The 15,738-nt window shown below is 67.0% G+C and carries 16 protein-coding genes and 1 riboswitch; of the genes, 5 read left to right on the top strand and 11 right to left on the bottom strand.

Annotated elements, in window-relative coordinates; genetic code table 11:
* Positions 1-121 precede the first annotated feature (121 nt).
* A complete protein-coding gene (gene purD / locus KUV49_RS08975) occupies positions 122-1,387 on the top strand; it encodes a phosphoribosylamine--glycine ligase (RefSeq protein ID WP_222449644.1) in 1,266 nt (421 codons plus the stop codon).
* A 117-nt stretch (positions 1,388-1,504) separates the two neighbouring features.
* Here the strand turns inward: purD and KUV49_RS08970 are convergent, their stop codons facing one another.
* A complete protein-coding gene (locus KUV49_RS08970) occupies positions 1,505-1,828 on the bottom strand; it encodes a 2Fe-2S iron-sulfur cluster-binding protein (RefSeq protein ID WP_057793755.1) in 324 nt (107 codons plus the stop codon).
* Between the two features lie 129 nt (positions 1,829-1,957).
* Here KUV49_RS08970 and KUV49_RS08965 point away from each other — a divergent pair, with 129 nt between their 5' ends.
* From KUV49_RS08965 to KUV49_RS08955, 3 genes are read left to right on the top strand one after another with little or no spacing between them, the layout of a single operon-like run.
* Positions 1,958-2,353, top strand: coding sequence for an OB-fold nucleic acid binding domain-containing protein (locus KUV49_RS08965; RefSeq protein WP_222449643.1), 396 nt, complete (start codon positions 1,958-1,960; stop codon positions 2,351-2,353).
* A gap of 35 nt (positions 2,354-2,388) precedes the next feature.
* Positions 2,389-2,913: a peptidoglycan-binding domain-containing protein gene (locus KUV49_RS08960; RefSeq protein ID WP_222449642.1), complete on the top strand. Its 525-nt coding sequence runs from the start codon at positions 2,389-2,391 to the stop codon at positions 2,911-2,913.
* A 58-nt stretch (positions 2,914-2,971) separates the two neighbouring features.
* Positions 2,972-3,634: a hypothetical protein gene (locus KUV49_RS08955; protein WP_222449641.1), complete on the top strand. Its 663-nt coding sequence runs from the start codon at positions 2,972-2,974 to the stop codon at positions 3,632-3,634.
* A 24-nt stretch (positions 3,635-3,658) separates the two neighbouring features.
* Here KUV49_RS08955 and KUV49_RS08950 read toward each other — a convergent pair whose 3' ends face one another.
* The 6 genes from KUV49_RS08950 to KUV49_RS08925 form a co-directional block, all read right to left on the bottom strand.
* Positions 3,659-5,953 carry a glycosyl hydrolase family 28-related protein gene (locus KUV49_RS08950; protein ID WP_222449640.1) on the bottom strand — a complete coding sequence of 765 codons (2,295 nt, stop codon included), beginning with the start codon at positions 5,951-5,953 and terminating at the stop codon, positions 3,659-3,661.
* Positions 5,954-6,766: 813 nt separating this feature from the next.
* Entirely contained in the window at positions 6,767-7,831 is a 1,065-nt protein-coding gene (locus KUV49_RS08945) for an Mrp/NBP35 family ATP-binding protein (RefSeq protein ID WP_222449639.1), read from the bottom strand.
* Between the two features lie 526 nt (positions 7,832-8,357).
* A complete protein-coding gene (locus KUV49_RS08940; protein WP_261391111.1) occupies positions 8,358-8,630 on the bottom strand; it encodes a hypothetical protein in 273 nt (90 codons plus the stop codon).
* A 101-nt stretch (positions 8,631-8,731) separates the two neighbouring features.
* Positions 8,732-8,921, bottom strand: a riboswitch (cobalamin riboswitch).
* A gap of 78 nt (positions 8,922-8,999) precedes the next feature.
* Positions 9,000-9,281 carry a GNAT family N-acetyltransferase gene (locus KUV49_RS08935; RefSeq protein ID WP_152496014.1) on the bottom strand — a complete coding sequence of 94 codons (282 nt, stop codon included), beginning with the start codon at positions 9,279-9,281 and terminating at the stop codon, positions 9,000-9,002.
* Between the two features lie 146 nt (positions 9,282-9,427).
* The gene (locus KUV49_RS08930; protein ID WP_152491870.1) at positions 9,428-10,177 is read right to left on the bottom strand and encodes a YebC/PmpR family DNA-binding transcriptional regulator; all 750 of its coding nucleotides are present in this window, start codon (positions 10,175-10,177) and stop codon (positions 9,428-9,430) included.
* 216 nt (positions 10,178-10,393) lie between these two features.
* Positions 10,394-10,879, bottom strand: coding sequence for a lytic transglycosylase domain-containing protein (locus tag KUV49_RS08925; protein ID WP_152491869.1), 486 nt, complete (start codon positions 10,877-10,879; stop codon positions 10,394-10,396).
* 241 nt (positions 10,880-11,120) lie between these two features.
* Between KUV49_RS08925 and KUV49_RS08920 the strand changes: the two genes are divergently transcribed.
* Positions 11,121-11,408: a hypothetical protein gene (locus tag KUV49_RS08920; protein WP_222449638.1), complete on the top strand. Its 288-nt coding sequence runs from the start codon at positions 11,121-11,123 to the stop codon at positions 11,406-11,408.
* A gap of 110 nt (positions 11,409-11,518) precedes the next feature.
* Here KUV49_RS08920 and KUV49_RS08915 read toward each other — a convergent pair whose 3' ends face one another.
* The 4 genes from KUV49_RS08915 to KUV49_RS08900 all read right to left on the bottom strand — a co-directional run bounded on the left by KUV49_RS08915 (position 11,519) and on the right by KUV49_RS08900 (position 15,628).
* The gene (locus tag KUV49_RS08915) at positions 11,519-13,297 is read right to left on the bottom strand and encodes an SLC13 family permease (RefSeq protein WP_222449637.1); all 1,779 of its coding nucleotides are present in this window, start codon (positions 13,295-13,297) and stop codon (positions 11,519-11,521) included.
* Positions 13,297-14,253: a DMT family transporter gene (locus KUV49_RS08910; RefSeq protein WP_222449636.1), complete on the bottom strand. Its 957-nt coding sequence runs from the start codon at positions 14,251-14,253 to the stop codon at positions 13,297-13,299. Before KUV49_RS08910 ends, KUV49_RS08915 begins: the two co-directional genes overlap by 1 nt.
* The gene (locus tag KUV49_RS08905) at positions 14,250-15,062 is read right to left on the bottom strand and encodes a YmdB family metallophosphoesterase (RefSeq protein ID WP_222449635.1); all 813 of its coding nucleotides are present in this window, start codon (positions 15,060-15,062) and stop codon (positions 14,250-14,252) included. Before KUV49_RS08905 ends, KUV49_RS08910 begins: the two co-directional genes overlap by 4 nt.
* Before the next feature lie 92 nt (positions 15,063-15,154).
* Positions 15,155-15,628, bottom strand: a complete 474-nt coding sequence (locus KUV49_RS08900) for an OsmC family protein (RefSeq protein WP_222449634.1) — start codon at positions 15,626-15,628, stop codon at positions 15,155-15,157.
* Between the last annotated feature and the right edge of the window lie 110 nt (positions 15,629-15,738).

The following is a 15,738-nucleotide window of genomic DNA, read 5'->3' as shown; positions in this document are numbered from 1 at the left end:
CGCGTCCGTGCGGCGCGCCCCTGGCAGCCTCGGCCCGGGATCACGGCGTCCCTCGGGCGTCGTCCTTGCCACCCCGAGGACGACCGATTAGAGAACCCCCAAAACCGGAGTCTTGGTACAGATGAATATCCTCATTCTCGGCGGCGGCGGGCGCGAACATGCCCTGGCCTGGGCGGTGATGCAGAACCCCAAATGCGACAAGCTGATCGTGGCGCCGGGCAATGCCGGGATCGCGCAGATCGCCGAATGCGCCAGCCTGGACATCGAGAACGGGGCCGCCGTGGTCAATTTCTGCGAAGCCAACGCCATCGAGTTCGTCATCATCGGCCCCGAGGCGCCGCTCGCCGCGGGCGTGGGCGACCGGCTGCGCGACGCGGGCTTTCTGGTATTCGGCCCGTCCCAGGCGGCCGCCCAGCTCGAAGCCTCCAAGAGCTTCACCAAGGAGATCTGCGACGCCGCCAACGCGCCCACCGCCGCCTATGGCCATTTCACCGACGCCGGGGCGGCGAAGGACTACGTGACGGCGCAGGGCGCGCCCATCGTCGTCAAGGCCGACGGGCTGGCCGCCGGCAAGGGCGTGATCATCGCCCGGACCGTGGACGAGGCGCACGCCGCCATCGATGACATGTTCGGCGGCAGCTTCGGCAGCGCCGGCGCCGAAGTGGTGATCGAGGAATTCATGGACGGCGAAGAGGCGTCGTTCTTCGTGCTGTGTGACGGCCAGACCGCCCTGCCCATGGGCACCGCGCAGGATCACAAGCGCGTGGGCGACGGCGACACAGGCCCCAACACCGGCGGCATGGGCGCCTATTCTCCCGCCCCCGTGCTGACCGACGCGGTGGCCGAAAAGGCGCTGGAGGAGATCATCCGCCCCACCTTGCGCGTCATGGCCGAGCGCGACATGCCCTACCAGGGCGTGCTCTACGCCGGGCTGATGATCAAGGACGGCCAGCCCCGGCTGGTGGAGTACAACGTGCGGTTCGGCGACCCCGAATGCCAGGTCCTGATGCTGCGCCTCGGGGCACAGGCGCTGGACCTGATGCAGGCCGCCGCCGAGGGGCGCCTGCACCAGGTCGAGGCCAGCTGGGCCGACGACCACGCCCTGACCGTGGTGATGGCGGCAAGGGGCTATCCCGGCGCCTATGAGAAGGGCAGCGTCATCTCCGGGCTGGACGACTGCCCGGAAGACAGCTTTCACATGGTCTTCCACGCCGGCACCGGCGAGGCGGACGGAAAGATCACCGCCACCGGCGGCCGGGTCCTGAACGTCACCGCCCGCGGCGCCACCCTGCGCGAGGCCGCCGACCGGGCCTATGGCATGATCGACAGGATCGACTGGCCCGAAGGGTTCTGCCGCCGCGATATCGGATGGCGGGCGCTGGACTGAAGCTCGGACCGCGCTGCGCACGGTCCGACCGATGCGGGGGCCAGCCCCCGCACGCGTTGTTAAGCGGGGGCCAGCCCCCGCGCCCCCGGGATATTTAAGGCCAGAGGAAGGGGCGGGTCAGATCTGTTTCTCGGGCATTTGCACGACAAGGCCGTCCAGCGCGTCGCTGACCTTGAGCTGGCAGGTCAGGCGCGAGCGTTCGGGATCGGGCTCGAACGCGAAATCGAGCATGTCCTCTTCCATGTCATCCTTCGCCGGCAGCTTCTCGACCCAGGCCGGGTCGACATAGACATGGCAGGTCGAACAGGCGCAGGCGCCGCCGCAATCGGCCTCGATGCCGGGGATGTTGTTGTCGCGCGCGCCTTCCATCACGGTCAGGCCGTTGGCGACCTCCACCTCGTGCTTGGTGCCGTTATGTTCGATATAGGTGATCTTGGCCATGAAATCGGGCTCCCGTCGCTTGCGTTTTTCAAGGGTTCCTAGCCGCGGCATGTAGGCGATGCCAGTCCCATTTGCGACATCGCCGGGAAAAGAGTTGCCTAAAACCCCGCATGTTCTATCTTTGTTCACATGAGAGTTCTCACCGCCGCACCCCCCCATGACTGGCCCCGCCCGCCGGCCGCGCTGGTGGCCGCGCGCCTGGCCGATCCGCCCGAAGGCGCGCGCGTGACGGTGGCGGGCCTCGTGATCCTGCGCCAGCGGCCCGGCACCGCCAAGGGCGTGATCTTTCTGACGCTGGAGGACGAGACCGGCGTGGTCAACATCGTGGTCTGGCGCGCGCTTTACGAACAATACCGCCGGGCCGTCATCGCCGGGCGGCTGTTGCGCATCACCGGCCGGATCCAGCGGCAATCGGGCGTGGTGCATGTCATCGCCGAGAAGGTCGAGGATATCTCGCCCCTGCTCGACCGCCTGCTGAAGAGCGCGGATGACTGCACGCTTCCCCAAGCGGGTGAAACCGGGTAAGATGCTGCAAAACACGCCTAAAAAGGCACGAGCAGATGATCCGACCGACCCTGATTGCCCCTTGCGCATTGCTTGCGCTGGCCGCCTGTGGCGAGGTGCCCCGCACCGCCGCCGAGCCCGACGCGGTGCAACGGCTGGACACCCCGCCCCCCGGCGCGGCCCCCGGCACCTGCTGGGCCCAGGATACGTCGCCCGCCGTGGTGGAGACCGTGACCGAACAGATCCTCGTCAGCCCCGCCGAGGTCGCCGGCGACGGCACCGTCACGCGCCCCGCCAGCTATCGCACCGAGACCGCGCAGAAGATCGTGCAGGAACGCCGCGTGACCCGGTTCCAGGTCCCCTGCCGGGCCGAGCTGACGCCTGAATTCAACGCCTCGGTGCAGCGCGCGCTCAAGGCCCGCGGGCTTTATCGCGGGCCGATCAACGGCGAGATGGACCGACGCACCCGCGCCGCGATCCGAAGCTTTCAAAAGCCGCAGGGGTTCGATTCCGATATCCTGTCCGTGGCCGGGGCGCGCCAGCTCGGCCTGATCGCGGTGCCCCGCGACAGGCCCGGCTGACCGGGCCGCGTTAACCTGGCATTTACCAAATCCGACCAAGGTGACCGCGTGAGGTGCCATGCCGCTCAAGCGCGTCGTCATTCCGGTCCTGTTGCTCGCCGCCCCCGTCCCGGCGCTGGCCGGCCCGTGGCTGCGCGCCGACGACCAGACGTTTCTCAGCTATTCGGTCGAGATCGACGCCGAGGGCGGCCTCTCCGACGGCGGCGGCTTCTACGGCTCGCTTTATGCCGAACACGGGCTGACCGACCGGCTGACGCTCGGCCTCGACGCGGGCGGCCGCGAGGACGACATGTCCAAGGCCATCGCCTTTCTGCGCTGGCCCGTCGGCGCCACCGACCGCCCGCTGCGCCTCGCCGCCGAATTCGGCCTCGGGATGGCGCGGGAGACCTTCGCCCTGCGCCCCGGCCTCAGCCTGGGGCGCGGGGTCGCGCTCGGGGACACGCCCGGCTGGATCAGCGTCGACAGCCGGGCGGTGATCCTCGACAGTTTCGACGGCGTGCTGGAAACCGACATCACCTTCGGCCTCAGCCCTGGCCCCGACGCCAAGGTGATCTTGCAACTGCAGACGGGCATTCCGACCGACAGCGCCCCGTACGCCAAGTTGGCGCCCTCCTACGTCCACCGGATCGCCCCGGGATATCATGCCGAGATCGGCGTGGTCGCCGGCGTGGCAGAAGCCGATGATTTCAAGCTGAAAATCGGCTTCTGGCACCAGTTCTGACAGGGGTCGCGAACGCTCCGCGCGTCAGATCAGGTCGTCGATCCTGACCCGCATCGTGACCGTCCCGCTGACCGCCTTTTCCCAGCGCAGGTTGACCTGGTCCTTGTTCGGGCCTTCCTTGCCGTCATAATACGGGATGCCGAAATAGGCGTCGCCATTGGCCTCGCGGATCGGCCCTTCCGGCACGATCGCCTCGACCGTCTGCGCCCAGGCCTCGAAGGGCAGCTTGGGATGCGGCGCCACGACCCAGGTCTTCTGCGCGCTGGCCTCGGTATGTTGCAGGACCAGCGGGTTTTCCACCTGGATGTTGACGTTGAAATAGGCGTTGTCCTCGAAGCGGATGTTGCGGAATCGCTCGAAATTCAGCGTGGCGAAGCTGGTGTCGATCCCCTCGAAGCGGTCGATCGGCCCGTCGATCAGCCGCACCGTGTTGCCCGTCACCGTCAGCCCGTTGATGAAATGCCCCGGCCCGTAGGGCTTCACGATCAGAAAGTTGAACGACGGCGCGGTGCTCTGGCTGAGGAACACGTTGCTGGTGATCGACAGCGCGCTGAACGAGAACTCGCTCGAGAAATCCGGTGCCTCGTCATACTCGTTGGTCCACTCGACCGACCCGTCGCAAATATAGTTCCCGGTGATCGTTCCGCGATTGTTGGTCCGCGCCAGCACGAAGATCGCGCTGCGCGGGCCGGGATCGGCGCTGTCGCCCTGGAAACAGTGGTTGCCCATGATGATGCTGGACGACCCCGCCAGGATCGCGAAATGCTTGAAGAAATTGCAGCGGCAGTTGCGGATCTTGATGTCGTTGCCGTTGCAATTGACGCCGATCGTGGTGCGATCCGGCACCAGCAGCGGGCTTTCCCGCGACAGGAACTGGCAGCGGTCGATCATCATGCCCTGGTCGCCCTCGCCGTGGCTGGTGATGCCCCGGTCGCGCGGCTGGGTGAAAAAGCAATCCCGGAAATGGATCGCCGATCCCGCGGGCGGCAGCAGCACGGCACTGCAATCGCCGCCGCACTGGAACTCGATATTCGAGACCGCGAATTTCGAAACCTGGGCGAAGCCGCTGAAATCCCACATATATTTGAAACGCTTGAACGTGTAGTTCTGGGTGCCTTCCGCGTCATAGAGCGGCTGGCTCAGCGTCACCGTCTGGGCGCCGACATTCTTGGCCCGCACGTAAACCTCGCGGCCCACCCCGTTGCCGGTCACCAGCGACCCCACCTGGATGTTGGCCACGTTGGCGACATTGGTCAGTCGCTTGTTGTCATTGGCGTTGTAGGTGGCTTGCGAGGTGACGGTATCGGTGTCCCAGTTCGGCCCCGGAAAGACCGAGAACTGCGCGTTCTTGATCACGTGCCGCGTCTTGTAGGTGGTCCGGTTCGGCACGGCGGCCTGCATGTCCACGGGTTCGCGCAGCGCCACCTTGCGGCCTTTCATGTCCAGCTCCACGTGGCCGGGGTTGTTCAGCAGCGCCTGGTAGGCCTTCATGAAGGCCATCTCCGTATCGCCGCCGAATGCATCCACGTACTTGGAAAAGTCGAAATCGTTGACCAGCTCGAAGATCTTGTCGACCGGCATCGTGACCTCGCCTTCGAAACTGACCTTGCTCTGCATGGTCAGGCTGTCCGCCAGGTAATAGGTCCCGGCGGGCACCAGGACCGTGCGGCCGTTCGCGGCGGCGTCGGCGGCCTCGAAGGCGGGCAGGTCATCGGTGCTGCCGTCGCCCTTCGCACCATAGTCGCGCACGTCCACCAGGCCGATGATGTCGCGCAGGAACACGCCGGTCACATCCTCGATCCGAAGGTCGTCGATCCGCACCACGCCACCGTTCGGCCCTGTCAGGTCGATGCCGAAATGCCCGTACAGGGGCTCGGTGCCCCACACCATGTCCACGCCGCCACGGTCGCCGCTGCCGACGATGGCCGTGACCTCGAACACGTCGCCGTAATTGGTCAGCGTCACGCTGGGGCCGGTCTCGGTCAGCCCGGTCACGTGAGTGCCGCCCGCACCGCCGGCCCACCCCGCGATCCGCACGTTGGGCAGGCTGCCGGACACCGCCTTCACCCGCGCGGTGATCTGCAGGTAACAGCCCGGCAGGATCGGCGTCTCGCCCATGTAGCGCAGCTTCTGCGTGCCCTGGACCTTCTGGACCTCCAGCGCGCCGCCGAAATCCTGGTCGGCGGGGACGAAGGCGGCATTGGCGGCGCCATCATAGGTGTCCGACCCCGGCGTGCCGTTCTCGCTCGACCAGACATCCAGCCCGTTCGCAAAAGGCGGCGGCATGAAGGTGATGCCATCGGTGATTGCCTTGTTCATGAATTTCCCTTTCCGCGCCCGGGGGCCTTCCCCCAAGGCGTCACGTGATTGCCAGCAAAGGCGCGACACGGACCGCACCCGGGCTTCGGGAAGTATCAACGGGGGGTTAACGGGGGATCAGGCCACCGTGACGGTGGGGGGCACGCTCCTGCACGCAACGGCAGCCGTGCGGACCTTGCTGTCCTTCACAATGGAGGCGAGCGTCAGCCCCCGGGGTGGCGATCCAACGGCAATTCTGAAGCACTTTATGCCCGCCAAACACATCCTCGGAAGGATCGTTGCGCCCAGCCTCAGCCAAATCGCCAGCCCGAGGGAGGGGCTGACGATGGCCGGGCCGCTTCGCGGCTGTTAACCGGCTGGGTGCTCGATACCAGTGTCTTGCAAGGGCTCGATCCCGACATGCGTTGCAGGCGGCAAGAATGTCGGCAGTGCGGCCAAACCGGACGTCAGCTTCACAAGCCGCGTGATTGCCAGACCGCGGGCTGGCGACCGACCGATGTTCGGCGCAGTTTATCCTCGCCACCTCCGCAAAACCTCGGATCGAAGCTCCAACGTCCCCAATCGCCAGTCCGGGGGGCGGTCTGGCGATCGCGCGGCGGCCTTCGGCCTTGATTCCGCGCGACACGTGTCTTTCTTCACGTCGGTTATGCCGGACATGAAACACGTTTGATCTGCACCCCCCGGCGCGGACTCAGGCCGCAGGCCCCGCGCCATCGCCGGACCGCCCCCACGGCCCGGCGATGGCGCTCGGGGAAATAGATCACACGTGTCCGCGAAGGGCTCACACCAAACGTCCGCCGCAAACCCCGCCGGCTACGCCATCCCGCCCTGCACCAACCTTTCAGCCAGCCGCGCATAGGCGTCCGACACCGCGCCCTCCTCCAGCGCCACGGGCCGCCCGGCATCGCCGCCAAGCCTTGTGTCGAGGTCGATGGGCAACGCCCCCAAGAGCGGCAGACCCAGCCTCTCGGCCTCGGCCGCCACGCCGCCATGGCCGAAAATCGCCGCCTCGTACCCGCATTGCGGGCAGTGAAACATCGACATGTTCTCGATCAGCCCCAGCACCGGCGTCTTCAGCGTGTTGAACATGTCGATCGCCTTGCGCGCATCCAACAGCGCCACGTCCTGCGGTGTCGACACCACCAGCGCCCCCGTGGGCTGCGCCCTCTGGCACAGGGTCAGTTGCACGTCCCCCGTGCCCGGCGGCAGGTCGACCAGCAGCGCGTCCAGCTCGCCCCAGTCGACCTGGGCCATCATCTGCTGCAACGCCCCCATCAGCATCGGCCCCCGCCACACCACGGCGCGATCCTCCTCGATCATCAGCCCGATGGACATCATCTTGACGCCATGCGCCTCCAGCGGCGTCAGGATCTTGCCGTCCGGGCTCTGGGCGCGGTCGGTCACGCCCATCATGCGCGGCTGGCTCGGCCCGTGGATATCGGCATCGAGCAATCCGACGCGCCGCCCCGCCCGCGCCAGCGCCACCGCCAGGTTCGACGCCACGGTCGACTTGCCCACGCCGCCCTTGCCCGACGCCACCGCGAGAATCGATTTCACCCCGCTCGGCCGGATCGAGGCGCTGCCGCCCTCGGGATGCCGCCCGACCTTCAGCGTCGGCGCGGGCGCCTCGGACGCCTGAGCGGTCAGCGCGACCTGCGCCGACGTCACCCCCTCGACCGACAGCGCCGCACGCTCGGCGGCGGCCCGCAGGGGTTCCATCTGGCGAGCCATCTCGGGGCTGGGCGCCTCCAGCACGAATCGCACCTCGCCGCCTTCGAGTCGCATCGCGCGCACCATGTCGCGCGAAATCACCGTCCCGCCGTCCGGCAATTCCAGCCGGTCCAGCTCTCGGCGCACATTTTCGAGTATTTTCGTCATGCCCGGTCTCCATGCATCTTCGGCGTTGAAAGTGGCACTTCTGAAAACAGGTGCAACCCCCGTTTCAACCTCGCCCAAAAAACTGGCAAAGCGGTGATTTTACACGTAAAAAATGATCCAATCTTCTATGCGCCAACTGCATAGCTGCGTTGCAGCAAAACCTATTGTGCATGCGCAGCATATCGCTATCTTTAACTCAACAGCGAACGGAAACGGTCACAGCGCCGAACGCTCGCGAAAACAATCAGGTGCCTCTCCTCCCGTTTGGTACCTGTTCGGGATACCGCCTCTCCTCCCTTGTGCGGTCCCGGCAAGACCTGGGTTCCTTTGGAGCCCAAACCTGACGAACGGTCCCTTCCTCCTCCCTGGGACCCGACGTAAAGAACGGCGGCGCCTCTCCTCCTCCCTGGCGTCGCCGTTTTTTCTTTTTCGCCCGACAGCTTTCGCAAGGCCCGCGCCTCACCGCCCCCGCGCCGGCAAACAGCCAGGGACCCCGCCGACATGCGGCAGGATCAAGGCCGTGGGATCAATGCACCACCCTTGTGGCCCGCCCGCGCCGGCCCCGTGTCATCGGCGCGGCGTGGCGCGCCTCTTCCAGCACGCGGGCAAACGCCCTGGCCGCCGCGCTGTCGGCATTCCGGACCGCGGGTTCGGCCAGCGCGTCGCGCACGACCCGCGCCGTGACGGCGCCGGGATAGCCAAAGACCCATTCCAGGAAACCCAGCCGCGCCACGGCCTCGGCCTCGGCGCCGGTGGCCCCACTGCGCTCCAGCCCGTTCATGATCGGTGTCAGGCTCATGCTTTCTGCTCTTCCTCCGGCCGCACCCCGGGCCGGACTGGGGCGAGGAAAGGCCGCGCGAGAACCGTTCTTCCGGTTCACCGCCCGCACCGCCCCCCGCGGTTCGACGTCGTCCCAAAGGCTGGTTTCCGGGCTTGGCGGGGGTGCGGATACGCGCGCCTTCCCGGGGCATGACGCCCCAGTGGCCATCTGCGGTATCCCCCATCCTTACCGTTGCGGGGGCAGCGCCGGACTTGCACCGGCTTCCCAATTCTCCGCGACCTGCGCGGCACCTTCGGGACTCTCAGTTTGCCGCCAAGCGGCCCCTGACGCAACCCGCGATTGCGACCTTGAAGCGCCGCGAGACGACACTCGCGTCAGGCCCATGAGTCAGGCCAGAACGTCCGCCCACTCCGGGTGCCGGCGAAACTGCGACGCGGCAAACGGGCAAAGCGGCGTGATCTTGCGCCCCGCCGCGCGGGCATCCTCCACCGCGCGGGTCACCAGCGCCAGCCCCACGCCCTTGCCGCGATACGCGTCCGGCACGCCGGTATGGTCGATGATCATGCCCGTGCGTCCCAGTTTGGAATAGGTCAGCTCCGCCTCCGGCCCATCGTCGATCCGGGTGACATAGCGCCCCTTGCTCTCTCCGTCTTCGTGTTCGATCTGCATGCCGACTCTCCCCTGGCTGCGCGCAGCATGCCGCAGCGCCGCAAAAAGGTCCACAACACGGCACATCGCAGGCTCCGGGCATGACACCGGCCCGAACACAAAACGGCGCCCCGCCGGGACGCCGCCTCAGATCATTGCGGGCCGGATCACTCCGCCGCCAGCTGGTCCATCACCTCGTCGCTGGCCTCGAAATTCGTCGTGACGTTCTGCACGTCGTCATCGTCTTCCAGCGCGTCGATCAGCTTCATCAGCTTCTGCATGCCTTCCAGGTCCAGTTCCGTGGTGGTCGTCGGACGCCAGGCCAGCTTGGTCTCCTCGCTCTCGCCCAGTTCCGCCTCCAGCGCGGTCGAGACATCGTTCAGGTCCGTGTCCGCACACCAGATCACATGCCCGTCCTCGCCCGATTCCACGTCCTCGGCCCCGGCCTCGATCGCGGCCATCATCACCGTGTCGCCATCGCCCGCATCCGAAGGGTAGGTCACCTGCCCCTTGCGCTCGAACATGAACCCGACAGAGCCGGTCTCACCGAGGTTCCCGCCATGCTTGGTAAAGGTCGAGCGCACCGTGCTGGCGGTGCGGTTGCGGTTGTCGGTCATCGCCTCGACGATCACCGCCACGCCGTTGGGCCCATAGCCCTCGTAGCGGATTTCCTCGTAATCCTCGCCCTCGCCCGCGACCGATTTCTTGATCGCCCGGTCGATATTGTCGTTGGGCATCGACTGCGACTTGGCCTGCTTGACCGCCAGCCGCAGGCGCGGGTTCTTGTCGGGGTCCGGGTCGCCCATCTTCGCGGCGATGGTGATCTCTTTCGACAACTTCGAAAAGAGCTTCGCCCGCTGGGCATCCTGACGGCCCTTGCGGTGCTGGATATTGGCCCATTTGGAATGGCCGGCCATGACGTGCCTCCGATGACATGCGTAAAGTTCACGCCTCTATAAATCAGGCGCAGGCCCCTGTGCAATCCCGCCAATCACCCGCACGCGCCGCCGCGCCGGGCCGGACCAGACCGGCGGCTATATCGTGAAGGATGACAGGCGCACGGCCCTGTCCCGGACCGCCCCCGCGCCCGGCGTATCACGTCGCGCGATCCGGCCCGCCCGGGCCGTGCCGCCTCAGCGGCAGTGCCGCGCGATCTCGCGCTCGCGCAAGCCGGTCTGAACCAGCAGGCACTTGTCGCGCGCGGCATAGTAATAGCCCCGCGCGTACCACATCACCGCGTCGGGCTCGCTGCCGTCCGACACCAGCCATGCGCCACGCAGGTACTTCACCGCGTATTTCAGGTTGGTTTCCGCATCCAGAAGGTCGCTCGGCGCGCCCTGGAACCCCATGCCCCGTGCGGTGGCGGGCAGGATCTGCATCATGCCGAAATAGGGTCCGTTGCGCGCCCCGGGCCGATAATCGCTCTCGCGCTGCACCACCCGGTGCACCAGCGACCGTGGCACCTCGTAATCGTCGGCATACTGGTTGATCAGCGCCCGAAGCTGCGGCGTCTCGTTGGGATAAAGCGGCGGGCTGTGCGCGGCACGCGGTTCCGGCGCCTCCTTCGCACTGCATCCCGCAACCACGCAAACCAGCATGAAGGCCATCAAACGCCGCATCAGAGAATCCCTCGTTGTTTCGGGTTTTCTTCCCCAAGCCGGCATTTCAGGCAAGCTTCTTGGCATCCGACGCGCGAAAATCCGCCCGAAACCGCGCGCGCCCCGCAAGATTTCACACCGTGCATCTTGACGCAGGGGCAGCCTCAACCGATCTTCGCTGCATCCGGGTGCGAGGCTCCACCCGGCGGCTACAAGGCGCGGGGTCGCGCCAAGAGTGCTTTCCTCCCCTGGACATACAGACATGCGCATCATCATCGCAACGGCCCTTGCCGCGTTCGCGGCCCTTCCTGCATTCGCCGACCAGACCCAAGGCAACGTGGTCTCATTCGACCGCGCCACCAACGTTCTCGTGCTCTCTGACAAGACAGTGTGGTACATTCCCGGCGACATCGCCCTGCCCGTCGACCTTGCCGCTGGCGACCGGCTCCAGTTCGACTATGACACCGCGGGCGAGGATGGCCTCACCAAGATCCATGCGATCACCCGCGTCGCAATGGCCGCGACACAAGGCGCGCGTGGCGGCAGCTGATATTTCGATCGCAATGCAACAGGCTGGGCGGGGCCTTTCAGCCTCGCCATGCTGGCGCGTGGCGGAACGTCACCCTGTCCGAGCGCAGAGCCACCGACACCGGGCCAGCCTCACAACGGCCAGATGACCGGGATCAGCGCACTGGCCAGCAGCCCCACGCTCAGGTTCAGCGGCACGCCCACCTTCAGGAAATCGGTGAACTTGTAGCCCCCCGGCCCGTAGACCAGCGTGTTGGTCTGGTACCCGATCGGCGTGGCGAAACTGGCCGAGGCCGCGACCATCACCGCCACCACCAGCGCCCGCGCGTCGATCCCCATCGCATCCGCCAGCCCGATGGCGATGGGTGTCACCACCACCGCCACCGCGTTGTTGCTCACCAATTCCGTCAGGATCGAGGTCAGAAGGTAGATCGCCCAGACGATCAGGAAGGGCGGCAGGGACGACAGCCCCGGCGCCACGTAGTCGACGATCAACCGTATCGCACCCGACGCCTCCAGCGCCGCCCCGATGGCCAGCATCGAGAAGATCAGCGCCAGCAGGCGCCCGTCGACAAAGGAAAATGCCTCGTCCGCGTCGATGCAGCGCGACAGCAGCACCACCGCCAGCGCGATCACCGTCAGCGCCAGGATCGGCGCCACCCCCAGGGCCGCCAGGATCACGATCCCGGCCAGCGCCGCCAGCGCCACGGGCGCATGCCCGCGCCGGAACGCCTTGGCCGAGGGCTGGCTGACGTCCACCAGGTCCATCTCGCCCGCCAGCCGCTTGATGTCCTCCGGCGCGCCTTCCAGCAGCAGCGTGTCGCCCACCCGCACAATCAGGTCGTCCAGCTGCCGCCCGATATTCTGGTTCCGCCGGTGCACCGCCAGCGGATAGACCCCGAACCGCCGCCGCAAGCGCAGCGAGCCGAGCGACCGCCCCACCATCTTGCAGCCCGGCGTGATCAGCACTTCCACCGTCGTCGTCTCCACCGCCGACACCTGGTCGACCCGCTTCAGCTCCTTGTTGCGCTGCAGGCTCAGCAGTTCGGTCATTTGCGTGCGCAGCACCACCCGGTCGCCCACCTGCAACTCCACCCCCTGCAGGTTGCGCCGCAGCGAGATATCGCCCCGCACCACGTCCACCAGCCGCACGCCCTCGCGCTTGAACAGCTGCACCCCGGTCACCTCGCGGCCGATCAGGTTGCTGTCGGGCGGGATCACCGCCTCGGTGAAGAACTTCATCTTCGAGCGGTCCGACAGCATGTCCGCCATGCTCTCGCGGTCCGGCAACAGGCGCGGCGCGATGAAATAGAGGTACACCGCCCCCCACGCCACCAGGCACAGCGCCAGCGGCGTCACCTCGAATATCCCGAAGGGCTCCATCCCCTGCGACCGCGCCACCCCGTCGACCAGCAGGTTTGTCGAGGTCCCGATCAGCGTCAACGTGCCGCCCAGGATCGCCGCGTAACTCAGCGGGATCAGCATCTTCGAGGCCGTCACCCCCAGCGTCCGCGCCAGCTGCACGAAGATCGGGATCATCACCACGACCACCGGCGTGTTGTTCATGAAGGCCGAGCCGAACACGACAAAGGCCATCAGCATCCCGATGGCCAGCTTGGGGTTCACCTTGGCCTGCCGGTCCGCCACGGTGGTGAACGCGTCCAGCGCCCCGGTGCGCACCAGCGCCCCCATCACCACGAACATCCCCGCGATGGTCCAGGGCGCGGGATTGGCCAGCACCTCCAGCCCCGCGTCATAGGGCAGCACCCCCAGCGCCAGCAGCACCGCGGCCCCGCTCAGCGCCACCACCTCGGTGGGATAGATCTCGCGGATGAACAGCACGAACATCACCGCGACCACGCCCAGGGCGACCAACGGCTGGGCGCCCTGCGAAAGTTCGATGAAGTGCATCAGCTCTGCCCGTCCCGGTCCGATGTCATGCCAGCTTCGGCATTGTCATCTATCACGCGCCCCGGCACAAGAACCCGCGCCGCCCGCGGCTGCACCAGGAACATCCCCAGCATCATCGTACCCAGCGCCAGCCAGACCCAGATCGCATAGCTTTCCTGCAACAGGGCCATCGACCACAGAACCCCCGCCGCCGTCACCATGTAAGAGGTTTGCGCGGTAAACACCGACCCGGCCCGCCCGACCATCCAGACATAGGTGGCATAGACCAGCGCGTGCAGCGCCGCCCCCGCCGCCAGCGCCAGCTCGGGCACGCCGACCCCGTTCAGCGGATTGATCCACTGCCCGCTCAGCACCGCCGCCGGCAGGCAGATCACCAGCCCGACAAGCGACGCGCCCAGGATCACCTGCATCGGGTCCAGGCCCTGCGTGCCCCACAAGGCCACCAGGTTGCCCTCGGTCGCATAGAGCGCCGGCGCACACAGCGCCAGCAGGACGAACCCAGCCGAGGCCGCGCCCGGCAGGCTCGCCTCCGGCCCCACCAGCATCACGATCCCCGCAAGGCCGATCACCACCCCGACCAGGCGCTGCCACTCGAACCGCTCATTGCCCAGCGCCACCGCGATCGGCAGAGAGAACATCGCCACGCTCGCGATCACGATCGACATCACGCCGCCCGGCAGTTTCGCCGCGGCAAGATAGAAGAAAACGTCGGGCAGGACCGCGCCGCACAGCGCGACCATCACGAAGAGCCGCAGATAGGCCCGGCCGAAAACAATCCTGCGCCCCCGCACCAGCGTCACCGCGCCCAGGCAGAGCACCACCACCACCAGCTGCCAGAAAATCAGGCCAACGGGCTGGTGCCCGGTGCTGACGGCGAACTTGGCCAGCGGGATCGTCAGGCCCCAGCCCAACCCCATCGCGATCAGAATGGCATAAAGCCAATAGTTCGATCTCATGGACCACCCGGCGCCAGCCGCCCGCCCTCGCGGACCATCTCGACACGCCTGGCTTTGCCGGTGGCGTCATCCGTCTCGACATACAGGCCGCACAGCGTGACCTCGCCCAGCGCCGGCGTGAACCGCTCCTTGCCCATGCCGGTCACGAAGCGCCGCATCGGCTCGGTCTTCTCCATCCCGATCACGCTCAGGTAATCGCCGCACATGCCCGCATCCGACTGAAACGCCGTGCCCCCCGGCAGAAGCTGCGCGTCGGCGGTGGGCACATGGGTGTGGCTGCCCACGACGATGCTCGCGCGCCCGTCGCAGTAATGCCCCATCCCCATCTTCTCGCTGGTGGCCTCGCAATGGATGTCGATCAGGCTGGCCTGCACCGCGCCGCCCGGCACATGGGCGCGCATCACCGTGTCGACGGCGCTGAACGGGTCGTCGAAGGCGCGTTTCATGAACACCTGCCCCAGCACCTGCGCCACCATCACCTTGCGCCCCCGCGCATCGGAAAAGACCGCCGCACCGCGCCCCGGCGCGCCCTTGGCGAAGTTCAAAGGCCGCACGATCCGCGGCTCGCCCTCGATGAATTGCAGCATGTCCTTCTGGTCGAAGGCGTGATCCCCCAGCGTCAGGCAATCCGCGCCCGCCTCCAGCAGCCCCTTGGCATGTGCCCCGCTCAGGCCCATCCCGCCGGTGGCGTTCTCGCCGTTGACCACGACGAAATCCAGCTTCCACGCCTGGCGCAGGCCCGGCAAACGCTCCGCGACGGCCTGCCGTCCGGCCCGGCCCATCACGTCTCCAAGATACAAAATCCTCATGCCGAAACTGGTAGAGACACCGCCTCCAAAGGGCAAGAGCCACCGATGCTCCGCCCCGGCCCGGGCCTGACCCGGGACCTCCCCGCCCCCGTTCAGCCCGCCGCCACCTCGTAGCGCGCCTCATAGACAATCGGAAACGCCACCGACCGCGCGATGAAACAGACTTCGTGAATGCGCCCGTGGATCGCGTCCGCCGCCTCCAGGTCCGTGCCCTCGGGCACCGTGATCACCGGGCGCAACACGGCCCGCGTGAACCGCCCCTTGCCGGACCGCTCCACCTCCGCCTCGCCCAGAGGGTCGTCAACATAGCCCTGCACCGCGATCCCGGCGTCACTGGCGAAATGCAGGTACCACAGCATGTGGCACGCACTTACCGTCGCCAGCAACAGGTCCTCGGGATTGTGCAGCTTCGGGTCGCCGCCCAGCACCGGATCGTTCGAGCACGCCACCACCGGCTTGCCCGGCGTCTCGATGTTCCACGTCCTGTCATACCCCTTGTAACTCCGGGTGCCCTCGCCCCGGTTGCCGGTCCAGACCACCTTGGCGGTGTAGTCGTGGGTGTCCATGTTCGTCTCCTTCCTGCAGGTGCGACAGGTGTGCCGCGCGAACGCCAGACCGCGGGATGGCGACCCGACCGACGGTCAGGGCACTTTATCTCTGCAACTTCCGCAAGACC

The sequence above is a fragment of the Roseovarius atlanticus genome (assembly GCF_019802205.1).
In the GTDB taxonomy this organism is placed as follows: Bacteria; Pseudomonadota; Alphaproteobacteria; order Rhodobacterales; family Rhodobacteraceae; genus Roseovarius; species Roseovarius atlanticus_A.
This window is presented reverse-complemented; position numbering and strand designations above follow the sequence as displayed.

Excerpts from the sequence above, each read along its gene's own strand:
- KUV49_RS08945 (WP_222449639.1), bottom strand. The coding sequence starts at position 7,831 with ATGACGAAAATACTCGAAAATGTGCGCCGAGAGCTGGACCGGCTGGAA.
- KUV49_RS08920 (WP_222449638.1), top strand. The coding sequence starts at position 11,121 with ATGCGCATCATCATCGCAACGGCCCTTGCCGCGTTCGCGGCCCTTCCT.
- KUV49_RS08940 (WP_261391111.1), bottom strand. The coding sequence starts at position 8,630 with ATGAGCCTGACACCGATCATGAACGGGCTGGAGCGCAGTGGGGCCACC.
- KUV49_RS08910 (WP_222449636.1), bottom strand. The coding sequence starts at position 14,253 with ATGAGATCGAACTATTGGCTTTATGCCATTCTGATCGCGATGGGGTTG.
- KUV49_RS08965 (WP_222449643.1), top strand. The coding sequence starts at position 1,958 with ATGAGAGTTCTCACCGCCGCACCCCCCCATGACTGGCCCCGCCCGCCG.
- KUV49_RS08915 (WP_222449637.1), bottom strand. The coding sequence starts at position 13,297 with ATGCACTTCATCGAACTTTCGCAGGGCGCCCAGCCGTTGGTCGCCCTG.
- KUV49_RS08935 (WP_152496014.1), bottom strand. The coding sequence starts at position 9,281 with ATGCAGATCGAACACGAAGACGGAGAGAGCAAGGGGCGCTATGTCACC.
- purD (WP_222449644.1), top strand. The coding sequence starts at position 122 with ATGAATATCCTCATTCTCGGCGGCGGCGGGCGCGAACATGCCCTGGCC.
- KUV49_RS08960 (WP_222449642.1), top strand. The coding sequence starts at position 2,389 with ATGATCCGACCGACCCTGATTGCCCCTTGCGCATTGCTTGCGCTGGCC.
- KUV49_RS08950 (WP_222449640.1), bottom strand. The coding sequence starts at position 5,953 with ATGAACAAGGCAATCACCGATGGCATCACCTTCATGCCGCCGCCTTTT.
- KUV49_RS08970 (WP_057793755.1), bottom strand. The coding sequence starts at position 1,828 with ATGGCCAAGATCACCTATATCGAACATAACGGCACCAAGCACGAGGTG.
- KUV49_RS08925 (WP_152491869.1), bottom strand. The coding sequence starts at position 10,879 with ATGCGGCGTTTGATGGCCTTCATGCTGGTTTGCGTGGTTGCGGGATGC.
- KUV49_RS08955 (WP_222449641.1), top strand. The coding sequence starts at position 2,972 with ATGCCGCTCAAGCGCGTCGTCATTCCGGTCCTGTTGCTCGCCGCCCCC.
- KUV49_RS08930 (WP_152491870.1), bottom strand. The coding sequence starts at position 10,177 with ATGGCCGGCCATTCCAAATGGGCCAATATCCAGCACCGCAAGGGCCGT.
- KUV49_RS08905 (WP_222449635.1), bottom strand. The coding sequence starts at position 15,062 with ATGAGGATTTTGTATCTTGGAGACGTGATGGGCCGGGCCGGACGGCAG.
- KUV49_RS08900 (WP_222449634.1), bottom strand. The coding sequence starts at position 15,628 with ATGGACACCCACGACTACACCGCCAAGGTGGTCTGGACCGGCAACCGG.